The organism is Paraburkholderia sp. RL17-381-BIF-C, from assembly GCF_046026435.1.
Lineage (GTDB): Bacteria > Pseudomonadota > Gammaproteobacteria > Burkholderiales > Burkholderiaceae > Paraburkholderia.
This window is the reverse complement of record NZ_JARESX010000003.1, coordinates 17,064-34,395: the sequence shown is the minus strand read 5'-3', so window position 1 is coordinate 34,395 and position 17,332 is coordinate 17,064. Positions and strand designations below refer to the sequence as shown.

At 56.6% G+C, this 17,332-nt stretch carries 15 protein-coding genes and 1 pseudogene; 11 read left to right on the top strand and 5 right to left on the bottom strand.

Features of this window, described 5'->3' with window-relative positions; all coding sequences use genetic code 11:
• The first annotated feature begins 451 nt into the window (after positions 1-451).
• The 6 genes from P0D70_RS03095 to P0D70_RS03070 all read left to right on the top strand — a co-directional run bounded on the left by P0D70_RS03095 (position 452) and on the right by P0D70_RS03070 (position 5,380).
• A complete protein-coding gene (locus P0D70_RS03095; RefSeq protein WP_408182489.1) occupies positions 452-688 on the top strand; it encodes a DUF6471 domain-containing protein in 237 nt (78 codons plus the stop codon).
• A gap of 701 nt (positions 689-1,389) precedes the next feature.
• On the top strand, positions 1,390-1,998 hold the full coding sequence (locus P0D70_RS03090; protein ID WP_408182487.1) for an HAD domain-containing protein: 609 nt from the start codon (positions 1,390-1,392) through the stop codon (positions 1,996-1,998).
• 352 nt (positions 1,999-2,350) lie between these two features.
• Complete coding sequence (locus P0D70_RS03085) at positions 2,351-3,307, top strand: HAD domain-containing protein (RefSeq protein WP_408182485.1); 957 nt, start codon at positions 2,351-2,353, stop codon at positions 3,305-3,307.
• Positions 3,308-3,310: 3 nt separating this feature from the next.
• Positions 3,311-3,607 carry a hypothetical protein gene (locus P0D70_RS03080; protein WP_408182483.1) on the top strand — a complete coding sequence of 99 codons (297 nt, stop codon included), beginning with the start codon at positions 3,311-3,313 and terminating at the stop codon, positions 3,605-3,607.
• 64 nt (positions 3,608-3,671) lie between these two features.
• Complete coding sequence (locus P0D70_RS03075; RefSeq protein WP_408182481.1) at positions 3,672-4,103, top strand: DUF6088 family protein; 432 nt, start codon at positions 3,672-3,674, stop codon at positions 4,101-4,103.
• 275 nt (positions 4,104-4,378) lie between these two features.
• Entirely contained in the window at positions 4,379-5,380 is a 1,002-nt protein-coding gene (locus P0D70_RS03070) for a hypothetical protein (RefSeq protein ID WP_408182479.1), read from the top strand.
• Between the two features lie 397 nt (positions 5,381-5,777).
• Here the strand turns inward: P0D70_RS03070 and dcm are convergent, their stop codons facing one another.
• Positions 5,778-7,118, bottom strand: coding sequence for a DNA (cytosine-5-)-methyltransferase (gene dcm, locus P0D70_RS03065; protein ID WP_408182477.1), 1,341 nt, complete (start codon positions 7,116-7,118; stop codon positions 5,778-5,780).
• 640 nt (positions 7,119-7,758) lie between these two features.
• Here dcm and P0D70_RS03060 point away from each other — a divergent pair.
• Positions 7,759-8,049: a helix-turn-helix domain-containing protein gene (locus tag P0D70_RS03060; protein ID WP_408182475.1), complete on the top strand. Its 291-nt coding sequence runs from the start codon at positions 7,759-7,761 to the stop codon at positions 8,047-8,049.
• Between the two features lie 847 nt (positions 8,050-8,896).
• Here the strand turns inward: P0D70_RS03060 and P0D70_RS03055 are convergent.
• Together P0D70_RS03055 and P0D70_RS03050 are read right to left on the bottom strand one after the other, a co-directional pair.
• Positions 8,897-10,066, bottom strand: coding sequence for an IS91 family transposase (locus P0D70_RS03055; protein ID WP_408182937.1), 1,170 nt, complete (start codon positions 10,064-10,066; stop codon positions 8,897-8,899).
• Positions 9,948-10,295 (bottom strand): H-NS family nucleoid-associated regulatory protein, encoded by a 348-nt coding sequence (locus P0D70_RS03050; protein ID WP_408182473.1) that lies wholly within the window; start codon positions 10,293-10,295, stop codon positions 9,948-9,950. Before P0D70_RS03050 ends, P0D70_RS03055 begins: the two co-directional genes overlap by 119 nt.
• 171 nt (positions 10,296-10,466) lie before the next feature.
• Here P0D70_RS03050 and P0D70_RS03045 point away from each other — a divergent pair, with 171 nt between their 5' ends.
• On the top strand, positions 10,467-11,225 hold the full coding sequence (locus P0D70_RS03045) for an H-NS family nucleoid-associated regulatory protein (protein WP_408182471.1): 759 nt from the start codon (positions 10,467-10,469) through the stop codon (positions 11,223-11,225).
• A 93-nt stretch (positions 11,226-11,318) separates the two neighbouring features.
• Here the strand turns inward: P0D70_RS03045 and P0D70_RS03040 are convergent, their stop codons facing one another.
• On the bottom strand, positions 11,319-11,981 hold the full coding sequence (locus P0D70_RS03040; RefSeq protein ID WP_408182467.1) for a hypothetical protein: 663 nt from the start codon (positions 11,979-11,981) through the stop codon (positions 11,319-11,321).
• A gap of 1,785 nt (positions 11,982-13,766) precedes the next feature.
• On the opposite strand from P0D70_RS03040, the pseudogene P0D70_RS03035 reads away from it, so the two are divergent.
• Both P0D70_RS03035 and P0D70_RS03030 read left to right on the top strand, forming a co-directional pair.
• Positions 13,767-13,889: pseudogene (locus P0D70_RS03035) on the top strand (MerR family DNA-binding transcriptional regulator); the annotation flags it as partial.
• Positions 13,890-13,892: 3 nt separating this feature from the next.
• The gene (locus tag P0D70_RS03030) at positions 13,893-14,093 is read left to right on the top strand and encodes a recombinase family protein (RefSeq protein ID WP_408182952.1); all 201 of its coding nucleotides are present in this window, start codon (positions 13,893-13,895) and stop codon (positions 14,091-14,093) included.
• A 652-nt stretch (positions 14,094-14,745) separates the two neighbouring features.
• On the opposite strand, the gene P0D70_RS03025 is transcribed toward P0D70_RS03030, so the two are convergent.
• Entirely contained in the window at positions 14,746-15,714 is a 969-nt protein-coding gene (locus P0D70_RS03025) for a GlxA family transcriptional regulator (protein ID WP_408182934.1), read from the bottom strand.
• 431 nt (positions 15,715-16,145) lie between these two features.
• On the opposite strand from P0D70_RS03025, the gene P0D70_RS03020 reads away from it, so the two are divergent.
• Entirely contained in the window at positions 16,146-17,327 is a 1,182-nt protein-coding gene (locus P0D70_RS03020; RefSeq protein WP_408182462.1) for an efflux RND transporter periplasmic adaptor subunit, read from the top strand.
• The last annotated feature ends 5 nt before the right edge of the window (positions 17,328-17,332 follow it).

Sequence of the window (17,332 nt, the reverse complement as noted above, 5' to 3'; positions counted from 1 at the left end):
GTGTTCGAGCGATGTCTGCTCTGAGCACATATAGCGAGCGCGCCCGTTTCGCAGCGGGGCGAAAATTTCAGATTTTTCAGATGGCCTGCGAATGGGCTCGTCTGCATCCGCCTTCGGCGCTAGATGAGATCAGCCAGCCGCCAGAGAACTACGCGGGCCGCAGCGGCGAGCGCGTTATCTGCCACTGCGTCGTTGTCGTCGTCGAACACGACTAAACAGACGCGATACGCGCAGTGCCAATGCTTGTGGCGACACTGGACGCCTGTGAGCCATGGCAACTCCTGAAAAATTCTTCGGCATACAGCGAAGCGTCGCCGCGGCGCAGAAAGTTGGCGAGGTGTAAGCTGAAATTTTAGGCTCAAATATGGTAACTAAGTCCCGAATATGGGATTATAGAACTGCAAGTCCGATAGGCAAGGAATAATCCGCCTTTTAATTGGGGTTCGGGCGGATGACCGACTGGTATCTGCAGGCAAGGCGCGTACTGCGTGCTGAGCTGGTTCGCAAAGACATTGGATACAAACAACTTGCAGCGTTGCTCGAGGGCATTGGCGTGCCCGAGACAGAGCGATCCATTGCGAACAAACTGTCCCGCGGAAGCTTTAGCTTTGCGTTTTACCTTCAGTGCATGAAGGCTCTGGGGCGCACCAGCGTCCAGATTGACCTAACCGATATCGATTCGCCCTAACGCCAGCGCACGGCCAGCGTCCCATTTTGCTTCTCGGCGACGTCTCCAAAGTCGCGAGCGAACAGCCGTCGTACGGGTCGTTCCACAAGTTCATCCTGAACCGCCGAGATACCCCGTCCTCCAGGGCGGGGAGGACGTCAAAGATCTGCCGCACTTGTTACCTGCTGCCAAGCGGCAATGCGATGCGTACGCGTGGCGGGAAGATGCCGCTGCATCCACGCCGTTACTTCGATCCCTAATATTCCTTCAGGCCTGCTTTGGGGGCGAGGGCGTTGCTCAACGTCCCCCGAGGACAAACTGCCATATTTCACGGCGCAGCAGTCCGTCGAAGCAAACTAACAAATTAGAAATATAAACTTCATTTTCGAGATAAAAATCCCGTATATGAGATAAATTGTTGGTGTCAGGTCAAGCGTGTCAAGCCGGGGTGGGCAGGATTCGATGCCAATCTCGACAGATATGAATACGTGACTTCGAAAGTGATTGACGGAGCTGCCGATGACAACGCCTGAAGAGCAAACTCGTGCGGTACTCGATAGCGTGCCTTCTTGCTGGCGCTCGCTGGTGACGACGAGATCGCCGTTGCCCCCTTTTTCGCAAGGTCGCCATCGGCCTGCTATGCCACTGCCCGACAGAGATGGTCATATCAGTCTCGTCCTCAGTTGTGCCTTCGATAGGGTACGAGCCGAACGGGAGTTGCGATGAATGAAGACTCCACTAGCTTGCCCATTCGAAGGCTCGGAGATAAACGCGGCAGGAAACCTATTACTGCCGATTCAGCTGTCCTTTACACAGACCTGGACCATACGCTCCATCGTACCGATGCATATCGAACTAGGCATGGTCTTGTCAGCGGCTCGCCGGACACGCCGTTTTTTGAATACGCGCCTGTGCTCGAGCGCCACCTTGCTGGATACCCAGACGTCGTCATTGCGCTAAGCACGGCGTGGGTACAAGAATTGGGCTTTGATGAGACATGTGCAAAGTTTTCAACTGCCTCGTTACGTGAGCGTATTGTCGATTCGACATACGATCCGCACGATGAGTTGACGCTGGTATGGTCCTGGGTACCGCGAGGGGTGCAGATTTTGCGCCACGTACAGCGCTGCGGGGTAAAAAGATGGCTTGCACTTGATGACGATAGCGCTGGATTTGAAGGGCACGAGGCAAGATTGATTCACTGCCAGCGCGAAGTCGGTCTTGGCGACGCTGACGTACAGGCATTGTTGGCCCGCCGACTTGAGTCGATGTTTGGTTCACCGGCTTCAGCTTCCACCACGGGCGCATCAAGGAAGGGGCGCCTGACGTGAGGCGGAAAGGACGGCGACTGCGGGACTCGGTGGGTGGCGAGACCGAGCGAGTAGTTGCGTATGCGCTAGCCGGAGTTGCAAAGGAATTGGCGCGTCTGTTGAGACGACGTCTGACGTGGCGCCGGAGAGCACTGACGCGGCGTGGTGAGACCGGATTGTCGAAACGACTGGTCTTTCGCCTTCTGTGCCGCGCGTTTCATAACGCGATGCTCAGCCCCCGTGGTGACTTGGCGCGCACGTCAAAGCAACGCAGCGCATTGGTCTACGTGCTCGCGGCCGTTGACCTGCCTTCAACCTTACGTGTGGCAGGCATACCAACAGAACTGCGCCGCGCACGCAAGCGGAGGAGAAGATGATAAAGCCTGTCGAACAGTCGCAACAGTTGCTCGCTGACGCGCCAGCCCTCTACTTGAACTACGGGGGCGTGCTAAACGCCGGTCATGGCCTGTTGGACGACAACAGCGTTGTAACCTTGGATTCAGGACGACCGCTTTTTGAGTACGCCCCATATCTTGTCGATGCTCTTGCGCCATGGCCGCAGGTACAAATTATCGTTACCACCTCTTGGCTGCGGACACTTGGTCCTGACAGGACCATAGCGCTGTTGCCGGACGAATTGCGTCGCAGAGTTGTCGGTACAACGCTCGGCACACCGCCGCGTTTCGGTGAGATCCTCGACGGAACTTTTAAAGCCATGACACCAATTCGACACGCACAGAAGTATGGCTTAACCACGTGGTTGGCGCTCGACGACGAGGCATGGGGTGTACCTCCCGGGTTCGAACAGCATTTTTTGCATACAAACTCAGAAACGGGTCTTGGCGCCCAGGACGCGCGCAAACAGCTACGAGCGTGGCTCGAGATCTCGTGCAGGCCGTGTGCGGACATTGTTGAGAAACACCGCATGGAGCGCAATAGATGGGGAGACAAGGAAAAAGGCGACAGCAGTCGAATCGCTATCAGTCGTGGCTATTTGCAGGATGCGCGGAGCGAAGAATTGTCGTCTTCGACACGCCTCAGTTGCGCGTGGGAGGCGATGTACTTTTGCTGTTGCGAATTCGCTGCCGGAAGAGGTCGTGGTGTAGATGGACTTGAACATCCGGATGCTAACGTCGTCGGACAACTACTGCAGGTACTCTCGCTGTCGGCAGGCGAGAGCGCACTCGTCGAGGCCCTTTTCCGGTGGTCCTCGTGCCGACACATGCTTTTCACCGAGCCTTGCTCCCCAGAAGATGCTTGCAGCGTTGCCGAGCAGGTTCACATCCAAACCGTGGCACTGCTGGCCATTGCGCAACCAGGGACGAGGTGAATCATGAGCGTAACCGAACTGTTGCAATTGCTTCGCGAAGCAGACCCTGATGCCAAGGTGATGCTTGTGCCACACGGCTATTCGGCCGCGGACTCACAAGAGGTCCGCGGCGTACTTCCAGCGAGCGACAGGTGGACGCACGAGCAAGGCATAGACAAAGGGCGGCCATATGAATTTTTGTACCCTGGCGAGCCTCACCTAGACCCGCGGAATAGCTGTGAACAGATTACCTACGAAAATGTCGTCATCGTCTTGCTTGCAGCAGACGAAGGCATCCTGGGCTCTACGCGCGTCCGCTAACCAATTGCTGACGACAGCTGAAAAGCGTGCACTGCCGCTATCGATATGATCTCGAGAATTCGCGATGAAGCTTGAAGAGCGCGTCGTCCGTTCAATTGCTGCGCGAAAGAGCGTTGTAGTTTTCCGGTCCGAGCTGACGGGTCTCGGGAGTCCTGCTCATCTAAGCCGCATTTTGGCGAGACTTCTCGGCAATGGGACGTTAGTGCGAGTCAGCCCGGGCATCTTCGCCAAGACCCGCGTTAATCGATTTACGGGCCGACTTGCGCCGGCCGCTACGTTCGAGGAAATTGCTGCAGAAATCTTTCGTAAGTTAAAAATTGATATCACTCATGGCAAGCTCGCCCGCGAGTACAACGCAGGAAAAACCACCCAAGTGCCAATGCTAGCAGTAGTAGATACGGGCCGTCGGCGTATTACCCGCCGAATTTCTTTGGGAAGCAGGTTTATCACCTACGAGCGCAGCGGAACGCACCAGCGTGAGGAGCGGCAACGGTGAAAGTACGAGACATCCTGTGCCGCTTGCAAAGCGCCGACCTGGACGCCGTTGTGCTCTATTTGCCCGCGTGGCTGATACCACCGACGCAGAGGAAATCAACGAAGTTGCGATTGTGCGTGAGGCTTGGACATGCGAGCGCCACCGCGCGACTGACGGCAGCACTTCCGATGCCCATCATACATCTGGCCACGGCTTGTCGCTCGGCTGGGCCCAATCGACCGACGAGCAGTGGACTGAGCGGGTAGTCATCTTGTCTCCCGTGCCAGGAGTTTCGTATGAGTGACAGCGGCTGGGACATTGCCATGCGCCGTATTGACGCCGAGTTCGATGTGCCCCAATTTGTCGCGTCATCGCTTGTGCGCAAAATCGCCGCAAATAATTTCCAGCTACCGGTGGCAGACCGTGCCACGTTTGCGCAGTTGCCAGACGGGGTGATCGCTCGCATCGTTCAGATTGTTCGAGAGGCTTACCTGGAGGCGGGGGAGGATGTTGGCGGCGAGGTTTTGCGCGCACATCTGTGGCAGCAAGCCCTTGCTGCGCGGCGCGAAATGATCGCAAGCGGAGAACTGGTGACACCGACTGAATTCAGAATGCGCATTGGTGTGAGCGAGAAGCGACTCGCGAAGTGGGTCGCAGAAGGGAGTGTCTTCGCCGTCGATGTCGAAGAAGGTGAGTACTTCCCCGCGCTACTGGCCGACCCGAAGTTGGACCGCGTACGGTTGCAGGTGATATGCCGAATCGTTGCACCTGCTCCTCCGAACTTGCGACTTGGTTTTTTGACCTCACGGCGAGGAAGCCTTGGTGACCGCAGCCCGGTCGACATGCTCGACGGCGACGATGATTTCAAACGTCTGCAACATGCGGCGGAAGCATGGGCGGCCGAGTGGTCGCGTACCGCAGTTAAAGTCTTCGATGGTCTACACGAGACGGAGCCGCGCGATGCGGAGCCGTTGTACATAGCGATTGCCGAAATCGACCCTCGGCGGCCGTTGTGGGAACGGGCGTCCGAGGCGTTGCATGCAAGTGGATACGAATGGCCGCTGGGACCCTATCCCTCACCACGGACCTTCACAGTATTCGTCGAACGCCATACTACGGGTAGCCCAGAGCGCACTCCTGAGGCATGCATTCAGGTATCAGTGATGGATGACTTTTTTCAGGTGCGAATATGGCATTGCGTTGAAACGGTTCACAAATCTCAGGCGACTTTGGCTGCAAGGAGCCGCACCGTGGTGGATGCCGTCAAGACGGTTATCGCACACTTCTGCAAACGGTAGTTCGTCACCGACGTCAGCTATCGGACGTTTGTCTTTGGAATCGGGGCGGCTACAGCACCAAAGTCAATTGCGCACCTGCATACGATGCACGGATTCCCGTGCAAGGTGGTAATCACGCTATCGAGCTACCTGCAAGGAAAAGCCCAGACTCCCGAATGACCGCCCGGCGCAGCGTCCATGCTGCGTAAAGAAGCGTGGTGCGCGAGCATTGGCTCGCCACCCAAATGGATCGCCGCGCCGGAGTGCGGAAGATACTTCTGATCGCAGCTGCCGCACCCTACGGCAGCTGCGACCGTTCGCCAGGAAAAGACGACCCGCGCGCGGAGGTTTCTTGCGACTTCGAGCTAACGGTTGGTCAGTATCCGAAGCGAAACGCAAATCGGAGTGGAGGTCGGACCTATAGCTTTCTCGAAGCGACGTGCGCGTGGAAGAGTGCCTCTCCAATCCTTGTAACCAGACCAACTGCCAGCGCGTTGCCCATCAACATAGCTCGTGTGACGTCGCCGACACCGGCTTCGGCGGTGAAGCCACGAGGGAATCCATTCAGCTCCTCGAGTTCCTCTGGGGTCAGACGTCGAAGCCTTCCTGACGGGTCCTCTATCACGTGTTTCGTTCGCGACGGAGTAGTCCCTCCTTCCGATGTAATGACGGTCCGTGCGGCTCGGTCCACCCGGTCGGGAAACGCCATGGAGCCTTCTGCATACTCATAGTCGAATCCGGCCTTCGTTCGCGGCACTCTCTTCGCGGACTTGCACGCAACCCAACGAGAGACCGCCTCATTGGGAACATAAAAGGAGGTCGGTACAGCGCCCGTCTTGCGCACAACATCGCCAAGCGTCACCGATTGCGTGTAGCCGGTGAACTCGGTGTAATCATCAAGGCCAGTTGCGGTTGCACGAGCTGTCCAGACCTCACCATCAAGCATGACTCCAGCGTTTTCGAAGCGACTCTTGCCGGTTGATAGCGGCGTATAGAAAAGCTGTTCGGCGAACGGTTCGTTGCGAACTCGCAGGGCTGGGGCCGCAGCGGAGAATGGGTTTTTCAACATCCCTGGGAAGGCGCGTGTCAGAACCGACCCGTCGAACCAGGATGAGGACGGAGCTCGAACCGCGCGTCTCATGTTCTGAAAGATTTCGGTGCTCTCGTGGTAAGCGAGCATAAACGTTCGTCGCCGCCGCTGCGGAAAGCCATAGTCGGCCGCGTTGATGACACGCCATTCCACGGCGTAGCCCAGTCGGTAAAGCGTCGACTGAACCATCGCAAAGTCCCGGCCACGGCACGCTGCAGGCGAAGAGATAAGTCTGTCTACATTTTCCAGAATCACGTATTTGACGGGCTTGCCGTCTGCGAGACGTTGTTTGAGCAATTCAGCGATTGACCACCAGAGGACGCCCTTCTTGCCGGCAATGCCATGGGATTGCGCCAGTGGTTTCGCGACAGAGTAGTCCTGGCAGGGGAACCCCCCAACGACGACATCGGGCACCGCGTTTCGGATCGCCGCACGACCGGCTTCCGACGCCAACACCTGCGCAATGTCTTCATTAAGATGAACGTCGCCGGTCCATCGGGCACGGTAGACGTTGCTGGCATGTTGGACTTTGCGGGCAGGTTCGAACTGATTGCTGAGCGTTACCCGAAAAGGGCTGCCGTGGACGCGATCAAGCCCCAGCCTGAAGCCGCCAACGCCGGCGAAGAGTTCAATTGTATTGAGTTGAAAAGAGAAATCGACTGGCGACACCGTGTTTCCTGAAAGAGAAGGAGGTGGCCAGTCAAGTCACACGCGTTTATATTTCGGCGCCTCTAAAATTTTCGGTCGATAGGCGTGCAGTTAGTCAGGTATCCGGTTGCCGCGGTGCTGCGGTTCCTGAAAGTTTCCTGTCATCAGGATTTCGATATTTGGGCGAGGGATTTGCTACCGCCACGCCGAGGGTGGGCGCATTGCGGCGTAGCATTACGTATTTAGGAATTGGACGGGCTTATTGAAAACAGCAGCGCTATAAGGGAGGCTTCTCAGGAGTCAAACTTCGCGGAAATTTTCGCCTGCATTAACGTCGGAGAATGTCAATAGCCGAGGGCGGATATGGCTGTCCGCACCCGGCAAAGCGGGAGTATCCGGCGTGAGATCTGCAGATCGCATGCAGCATGCAGAAGACTTGAAGAAGCGCGTGGTGATGAATTATTCGCCGCAGCCAGCTAAAGTAGCCTGCAACTTGAAAAGTCATCGAGCGTTAGGAATGAACGCGCGTCAGCTAATCAAACGGTTTGACTGCAGGCGACGCGATGGGTGGATTCGGACAATGCTCAGCTCGTGCGGGACTGAATGAGCAAGTTTTTTCAATAGTTATGGTTATTCATAACGTCGCCTGGAAATGTATGAGATGTCATTCACGACACAAATCAAATCGCTGCTCGCACGGCGCGCGGTATCGACGACGGAGCTGGGGGAGCTTGTGGGCATGACGCGTTCGAATTTGTCCGCAACCTTGGCCGGTAAGCACGACACCCGCGGCTCAACACTGGAAGCACTGGCTACAGGGTTGGACGCTGAATGGTTGCTTGTCCCCAAAGAGCATCTGATGATGGTCCGGCGGGTGCTGGAGGGGAAGGGCGTTGGTCCTGATTTTGAAGCAAAGAGTGCAGCAGAGCTATTCCTGGAAAGTCTGCGGTGAGCGCCGGGGATCTATCTCGCTATCTGGAGGAGCATGCACGCTATGCTTCGCCGTATGTGCCATATCTCAATTAGGTTAAACACTCGCTACGCCGCTGTCGTCCATTGCCAGACTATGCTGGAAAAACGCAAAACTGCACCTTGGATGTGGTCATCCCCGCAGGCGCTTAGACGGCTGGTAATCAATCAAGCTTCCGTCGCGTTTGATTGCCAAATACCCTGTTGGAAGCGTGGCGGCAACGCAGTACAGCCGTGAATCGGTATTCCATTAGCGATTGCACGTTCGGTTTCTTGTCATGCAGGTAGCTCGGCCATGCCGTTTTGTGAAGAGCGTCGAACGCAGCAAGAAACTGCTCGCTTCACGTGTACTTGACAATCAGCGTTCCTGCGGCGCAAACGTATAGGACAAAAACCGACCATTCCGTGCTAAAAAATGAGTGGGGAGCTAGGCCCATCTAGATGGCCACAGGGCCGTTGCCGACCAACATCAGGCAGAGGGTTTTTTGGTTGCCGATCGCGGCTACGAATCTGTGAGCAGGACCCGATGAGGTCTGGCCGCGATCGGTAACTAAAAAACCGTTTGTGCTGAACCGCTCCGCAGGCGGTCGCCTCTATGGGCATTTAATGACCGCCGGGGTCATCCATTGCGTACCAGCCGCGTTGGTCGGGCACGGACGACGATGAAGCGAAGTGGACGAGTGCGTAAGGATGGTACGAGCGTTGGGTTGGCGAGGTTAGGGGTGCCGGTGGTGGCGCGTTCCCCTGCGGCAGGGACTCGATGACGCTAGGCCGGGCGCGTTGCCATTCGGAATGGATGGGAACGTGACCGGTCGTGGTGCGAACGCGGATCAGTGAACATGGTGAACGGGTGGCGGCGCACGCGGCAGTGCGCCGGGCAGGACGGTTTCGATGCAGACCATGTGACCCCTGCCGCAGACGGGGCAATTGCGCAGGGACTTGCCGGTGAGTCGCTGGTAACGGTCGCGGTAGTCTTCCATCGGGTCAGGTATTTCGTCCGTGGGAGCTACGACGCCGAGCAGCCGGCGGCAGGTGGCGAGCCTGGCGGTGCAGTGGCGATTGGCCAGCAGGCCGTAACTGCGAATGTGTTGGAGGCCGTTGGGCAGCACATGGAGCAGGAAGTGGCGGATGAATTCGTCGGCTTCAAGCGTCATGGTTTGCGTTGCGCCGGGATGTCTATAGTCTTTCCACCGGAAGGTAACGTGGCCGTCGTCGAAGTTGACCAGCCGGTTGTTCGAGATGGCGACGCGGTGGGTGTAGCGGCCCAGATAGTCGAGTACGTGTCCGGCGTCGCCGAAGGGAGGCTTCGCATAGACCACCCACTCGGCCTGTGCGGCCGGCGCGAGAAAGGCGGCGAACGCCTGCGCGTCGGCGAGCGGTTCAAGCTGGCCGTAGAAATGCAGTGCGCCGGTGTCGAAGGCAGGGCGCAGCTGTTCGAGAAACAGACGCCGGAACAAGCGCGAGAGTACTCGTACGGGCAGGAAGAAGCCGGGGCGACAGGCGATCCAGTGTTCGCCGTCCGGGGCAATGCCGCCGCCCGGTACCACGCAGTGCACGTGCGGATGGTGTTGCAGGTTCTGCCCCCAGGTATGCCAGACCGTGATGAATCCGATCCCAGCGCCCAGGTGCTTCGGATCGGCGGCGATCGTGCGCAGGGTTTCGGCGCTGGTGCGGAACAGCAAGTCGTAGAGAATGCGTTTGTTCTGGTACGCGAGTGCTGCGATGGGCTCGGGCAGTGTGAAGATCACGTGGAAATCCTCGACCCCGGGCAGCAGCTCGGCCTGCCGGTGTTCGAGCCATTGCGCGCGCGCGAGCGACTGGCACTTCGGGCAGGCGCGATGTCGGCACGAGTTGTAGGTGATGCGCTGGTGACCGCAGGCGTCACACTGTTCGACATGGCCGCCGAGGGCGGCGGTGCGGCACAGCTCGATCGCGCTCATCGCACGCCGCTGCGCACGACTGAGCCCGTCGGCGTGGCTGTGCCGGTTCCGGCGTGCGATTGACAGCGAAATGCTCGACAGACTGGCCTGCGCTAACTGCTAGCTGAAGCCACTGCGGCAATTCTCCTTCGCCTGTCCATATGTCACCTGTCGCACTCCGATAGCGCGCCGATTTCTGTTGTAGCTGATCGGCAGCAATCGCGGCCGCAACGTCGTCAACCTCGATATCAAACTCCGCCATCCGGCGCCGCAGATAGTCGACGATGCTGTCGCGTTTTCTCTCATCCATCGTGCAAGATTCCTAAAATGACATGCGCCTAATTGGCGCATTCAAGCGATTGCAAAGCCCGTGCCCAGAATATCACCGCAACAATCTGGCGCAAATAGTTGAACCAAAATAGCTTGCTGCAGCAGTGATATGGCATAGTGCGGCCATTGCTGACAAGAATGGAGAAGACTCGTGGCCACACTGCAAAACCTGCAAGCAAGAATCGCAAAACTCCAGGCGCAAGCGGAGTCGATTGTTAAAAAGGATTCGACTGCCGTCATCGCGAAAATCCACGACCTGATGGAAAAACACGGGCTCACGACTGCAGATATCAACGCACACATTAGTGGTGGCAAGAAGCGTGGTCGTAAGCTGGGTGTAAAAGCTGCCGCCAAGTCGGCGGCGCCCGCTGCAACGTATCGTGACCCAAAGACCGGTGCTACCTGGTCGGGGCGGGGCCGCGCTCCCGGCTGGATTGCAAATGCCAAGAACCGCTCGAAGTACTTGGTCGAGGGCAATGGGATTGGGGTACCTGCTGCCAAGAAGGCTGTCAAGGCTGGAAATTATGTGCGCGGTGTCCAGCCGGCTCTATACGTTGACCCCAAGACGGGCGCAACATGGAGCGGGCGTGGTCGTGCGCCGGCATGGATTGCTGGTGCCAAAGACCGGAGCAAGTTTCTGATCACAGGGGCAACTGGAGCCACGGCGGAATCGAAGACTACTGTTGCGAAGAAGGCGGCAGCGAAGAAGGTTGCTACCAAAAAGGCTGTTGCCAAGAAAAGCGTAGGCGAAAAAATCGCGGCAGCAACGAAGAAGGTTGCAGCGAAAAAAATTGCAGTGACGAAACCCGCGGCAAAGAAGGTTGTCGCCAAAAAGGTGTCTGCCAGCGCGCCTGCAGTCACTGTCATTCCTGAGGCGGCATCCGAAACCACTAGTGCATCTGCGGTTTGAACGGCTTTGGCTTCAGTGGTCAAAAAACTGCCCGCTGCGATCGCCAGCGGGCAGTAGATTTGAGCCTAGGTGTCTAAGGTTGCGACTGCCGTATTAAGCTGCGTATTCTGGATTGTATGGACTGAAGGGGAGCAACTGGAGTTCTCGTTCCTCGTGCGGCTGAACCGTGCCGTCTGCTTTCAGGGTGACAGGCATTGGTACCAACGCAGGAGCGTCGCTGCAGCCAAAGATGGGTCGCCCGATGGCAACAGCGCGAGCTGACTGATACTCGTCGAACTCGTACTTCTCCGCGGCCGTGTCGATGGCCTCGACCGTAGCAAGGAATTTTTCATTCCAGCGGTAGGCGGCAGCCACCGTGCTTTGCTGAGTCGCAAAAACCACTAGAGCCTTCTCGACGCCGAATAGCAGCGGGGCCAATGCTGCAGTTGGTACGGCAATGGGGCCGTCACCAAGCATCGCCAGCGCTCGTGTCGTCTGTTCGAGGTGGTTGACCTCGCAATAGGGAATGACCCAGTCGGTCAATTGGGCTTTCCAATTCAGGCCGTTCGCATCCGGAATCGCAACGACAAGGCAAAGCGATTCATTGTTGAAGTCCATGAACTGCTGACCTAGCTCTCTTACGTTGAACATAGAACACAGCAATCGGTTTTGTTTAACTGCGTACTGAAGCAGAGGCTCGACCGCAGCAGGCGTGTGGCCCGGAAGCGCAAGCATATCAGCAAGATTCTGTGAGGAATACAGAGCGTCAAAGTCCATGAATAGGTCCTGTTATGTGAGTATGAACAACGCCACGAGTCGTTTCGACTGAAGGACTACACGACAAGTCGTTTAGGCAATTGATTTAAATGTGAGGGAATCCGCGTTGTTTCGAAGGTGAGAGACCGACTTCACCATGAGAAAACCACTGAACCGTCGGTATGCATCCTTCCGTAGACTGTTCGGGCGACTCCGGCATACCTGGATGTTTTTGAGGTCGAATCGCAGCCGGTCGCGCGTCCAGTGAGCGATTCGTAAAACTGGGTGGCTTCGTACAGCTGGTTCATCGTGCCAAGGAGCTGGGCGTTCCAGCGGTAGCGGGCGATTCCGACGCAACTCGGCAAAATGTAGGCGACCAGGAGGTGCTCCTTAACGCGCGTCAACATGCTCTCGAGCTTAGCGAAGTCAACTGCGATTGGTCCGTTTCCCAAGGAAAACATTGTCTGTACTGGGCCGCCCCGGTCATCGGTAGGTTGAAGGGAATCACCCAGTCTTGAAGCTGATCACCCCAAGCGATCGTCGCTCCGGCAGTGACTGCGGTAGCAAGCACTACGTCTTCATCAACCAGGAGGCCTGGTATGCGGGAGAAAGGCTCACTTGAAGCGCTGAAGAATCCAATGTCGCTGTGTTCTGCGATCGCGTCGAGCAAGTAGAAGAGCGCGTCGGTCTGTACGAGCCTGACGGAAGCTGTGCCTGAGTTTTGGAGCGTTGCCTGAACGACGTCTGCCATGTTCATGTCCGGTTGGAGAGGTTGACCACGAGACGTTTAGTAAAAAATTTTATATTTCGCTAAGACTGAATTTTTTCTCGGGAGCCGCCCTGTTACCGACGCTTCGCGTTGACGACGATGGGCGCTCTCGTACCATCACGTGAAGATGGCGATCTTCGGAACTTGTGGCAGAGGTTGACCATGCTGCAAAGACGACGCATGTTTCGCTACTGAAAAGCTCCATATGCGCTCCGGCTGGCTGGGTCGATTTTTTGACGTGCAGACGTCTCGACTACCTGACGCGCCTGTCAAATCCAAAACCGCGCAGTAGCTGCATCGACAGGACCATCCAAAGTCGACGCCTGCCATGCCCAGAAAGAGGCTTTCCTGAAGGAGTACGCAAACGTATTTTCGCAAAAATTGAGTCATTGCTCGCGCGTGCGTATACGCGTGCGCGCGAAAAAACCTTTTTCTTTTTTAAAGAAAGAGTCTTCTTATAAAGAAAAGAAGGATCGCGCGCGAGGTCGTTGCTGTAGGTATAGTCAACGGTGCAAATTTCTCGCTGCCGAATTTTTTAGAGAAAGGGAGCGACGTAAAAAAACGGGGAAAGACACGGACGCGCCTGAGGGCGCGACTATGGCAGGGATGCTGCGCAGCCTCCACGTAACGTGTCTCACTTGAAAAATTTTGAGAACTGCGTTGTTTTCCGCAGACGCGAACGATCGCTGGCGATGCCGATGCCAACTTTCCCGAGCTCGCGCCGAGCTTCCTGCCGCTCCTCGATTACGAGGCAGGTCTTGATATGTCCGGCGACGGCGGAGCTCTCGATGAGCCGGAAAATCCCTCGGCCCCTTCGCTGCTTCGCAGCACAGGTCCATGGGGATATCTCGCACTCAGTAAGCCCGAGCGCATTTCTCGAAGATTTTGCTGGCGACGTGTTCGGTTGGTCGAAATCGGCGTGCAACGGAGATGCGACTCCGTCAGTGGCTTTCTAGCAGTCAATGTCGAAGTTGCACAAATCTGATCATCGTATTTAAAAGCAGGGCGCTACAGACGGTATCTAACGGAGATACCGGATGCGACTCTTATCGATCGGAGAAACGGCAAGATTGCTGGAAGGAGCCGTGGGTACGTTGCGACGCTGGCACCGTCAGGGGCGACTCACGCCACACGCACGCACCGTGGGCGGCCATCGGCGATACGTGGACGATAGCATCTGCGCCATGTCCGGCGGCGCGTCGTCGTCCGTAGGCAAGACCTGCTATACCCGAGTCTCCTCGCACGACCAGGCAAGGCAGATCGACACACAGGCCGCCAGGCTGCAAAAACATTGTGAAGACGCTGGTTTCGCTGATATCGAGGTTATCACTGACTCGGGCAGTGGGCTGATCAATCCGGCCTGAACGTCGACCATCGGTGCGGTGAAATACGCATCGCGACGGGGCTGGAGTGTGCATGCTGCCGCAGCGGGCGTAATCGCCCGCCGCGGGCAGAAGTTGACTGAACGTCTGCCACGCGCGGACACGGCTATCCGTGTGCCGGTGCGAGGCGGCCATGGCGCCCTCCAGCTACCTGCAAGGAAAAGCGGAGAATCGCGTGTGGCGGCCCGGCGCGGCGTTCATGCAGCGTACAGAGGCGTGGTGCGCGAGCGCTGGCTCGCCACCCGGGGCGGTTCACCGCACCGGAGTGCGAAAGGCACCTTTGGTGACGGCGCTTGCGTCGCACCCCTCAGCAGAGGCGACCGTTTGCCCTGCGTAGACAATCTGCATGAGCAGATTTGTGCACCCTCAAACTAACGGCTGATCGAATGAGAGTACCCGACATCTTTCCGGTCTCGTCGGTGGCCCATAGCATGAGCCACGTTTTACGTTCACCGGGAAAGATTTAAGAAAGCCAGATGCAGAATATTTGCCGTGCCACTTCTCTAGTTCAAATACCGCCTGGTTCAGCGATCGGTGAAGTATGCGGGCACGATGCGTGTGGAGTTGCACACGTCGGACATAAGCGATGTAACGTAACGCAGCAAGTCGTCCGCACACTCAACGGATTTTCATGCTATGACCGTGCAGCGATAGTATCAGATGCCATCTGGCGTACTCGCAGTGGCGGAAAGCCGACAACTCGCAGAAATGCTCGTCTCATTCGTTCGGGATGAGCGAATCCGACCGCGTACGCGATGGCGTCAATGGGCTCCTTGCTTTGTTCTACTTGACGTCGTGCCTCTTCTACTCGCAGTCTCTCAACAAGCTTTGCTGGAGTGTCGCTGGTTTCTGCCCTGAAGGCGCGTCCAAAGTGGCGAGGACTCAAATGTGCAACTGCCGCGAGCTCGGCAGTGGAAAGGGTATTGTCAAGATGGTCTCGTATATAGGTAAGGACATCCTGAATCCGTTTTGAGTCGGAATGGACATCTGCAACGTTCGAAAATTGCGATTGATTGCCCAATCTCCGATGAGACACGATGAGCATTTGAGCTGTGGACTGCGACACGCTTGCGCCTAAGTCTTCTTCAACCATGGCGAGCGCCATATCGATCCCAGTAGTGATTCCAGCAGATGTCCAAATCTGCCCATCTTCCGTAAAAATTCGATCGCCAGTCACTTTCACCTTCGGAAACTGCCGTTGTAACTGGGCGGCATATTTCCAATGTGTGGTCGCCTTACGACCGTCGAGCATTCCGGCTGCGGCTAGTACGAACGCACCGGTACACACGCTTCCAACGCGCCGAACACCCATGGACGTTGCATCACGGATGTAATCTGTTACCGCCCGGGGTGGTGAGTTGCTTGTGTTTGCCGAAAGCGCTCCTCCCATTACGAGAAGGGTGTCGTAGCCATATCTCTGAATCTTTGTAGTAGAGACTTGAAGTCCCGTCGAGCTACGTATCAGTCCTCCGTCGATCGAAACGATATGACATCGGTAACTTTCTTTGTTGGAAAGCTTGGCGGCTTCGTCAAACACCGTAAGCGGACCTGCGAGGTCCTGCATCTGGAAGCCCGAATAGACCAACAGTGCGATGTTCCGCAGCCCCGCGTTCGAGGGGACAGCGCCAAAGGCCGTACCCTTCGCAATAGCAGGCGAGGCGCTGCCCACCGAGTTAGTTGACGTCATTTAACAATACTCCTCTCATGGGAAAAGGATGCATCAAAACGACGCAGGGAAAAAGGACGCAGATGCCTCAAAACCGGTCTTTAGCTGAACGGACGTAGATGCTGCAGCGCATCTAGACGATGACGAAATACGAGGGAACTTCGTCCTATGCTCACAACGGGGGCTTGAGGAAAATATGGCGTCAAAGGAGGTTTCCGGATTCTTTCGCTCGCGTGCTTCGTTCTAGGGAAGTGCAGGCGGTTGGCCTGACTGGCTAGCTGTCGGATCTGAATAGGCTATGTGGGCAGGGATCGACTCTGGAGGCCAACGTCGCAGTCAAACAGAATTGCTATCTATAAGAGTCTTTCATGTCTGCTTCTTCAAATCCTCGTCCAAAGCTTGCGATTGCCACGCTTGTGGTTGTCGCGATTGCAGGACTAGGCGCATTCAGTGCGATCCGGGTTAGTGCACGTGATTCGACGCCGTCCGTTGCGCCCGCGGCCACAGAGGTTGATGTCGCCACGGTGCTTCAAAAGGAAGTCAAAGATTCCCAGACTTACTCAGGGCGACTCGCGGCTGTAGACAAGGTGGAAGTTCGGCCACTTGTGTCAGGCACAATCGTGTCGGTCAATCTGAAAGACGGTCAGATGGTAAAAAAGGGGGACATCTTATTCATCATCGACCCCCGCCCGTATCAGTCAGAGGTGGACAGGGCTGTAGGGCAAGTTGCGGCTGCGCGTGCTCGTGTGACCTATACGGCCAATGACTGGCAGCGCGCACAACGTCTGATTGCAGACAACGCTATCGCCAAACGCGACTATGACGAAAAGCAGAATGCTGCAAACGAAGCAGCCGCCAATCTCAAAACCGCACAAGCCGCGCTGGAGGCAGCAGAAATTAATCTCGGATACACCAAAATATCCGCACCGATTTCGGGCCGGGTTTCTCGCGCAGAAATCACGCTAGGCAATGTCGTCAGTGCCGGTGCAGGCAGCGCACCGCTGACGACGATCGTGTCGGTATCGCCCATCTATGCCGAATTCGACGCTGATGAGCAGACGTACCTGCAATACATTCGTCGAGTCAGGAACGAAGGCCGTGTGCCCGTCGACCTCGGACTGGCTGACGAGGAAGGATACTCTCGCACGGGTGTCATTCAGTCCGTTGACAATCGGGTTGATACCAATTCTGGAACGATTCGAGTCCGTGCGCGATTTGACAACAGTGATGGCAGCTTGATTCCAGGACTTTACGCTCGTGTCAAGGTCATTAGCGGCGATGCTTATTCCGCCCTGTTGATCAGCGATACCGCGATTGGAACTGATCAGGATAAGAGATACGTCTACGTTGTCGGCAGCGATAATCAAATTGCTTATCGCGAGATCAAGGTGGGCGATGCACACGGAAATCTCCGGATTGTGAAGTCCGGGGTTCAACCGGGAGACCGGATTGTAGTCAGTGGCACGCAGCGCGTCAGACCGGGTGCGAAAGTCAGTCCGCATATCGTTCCGATGATCGACACCGAAGCGACGGGAACGCCTTCAGCCTGAGATCG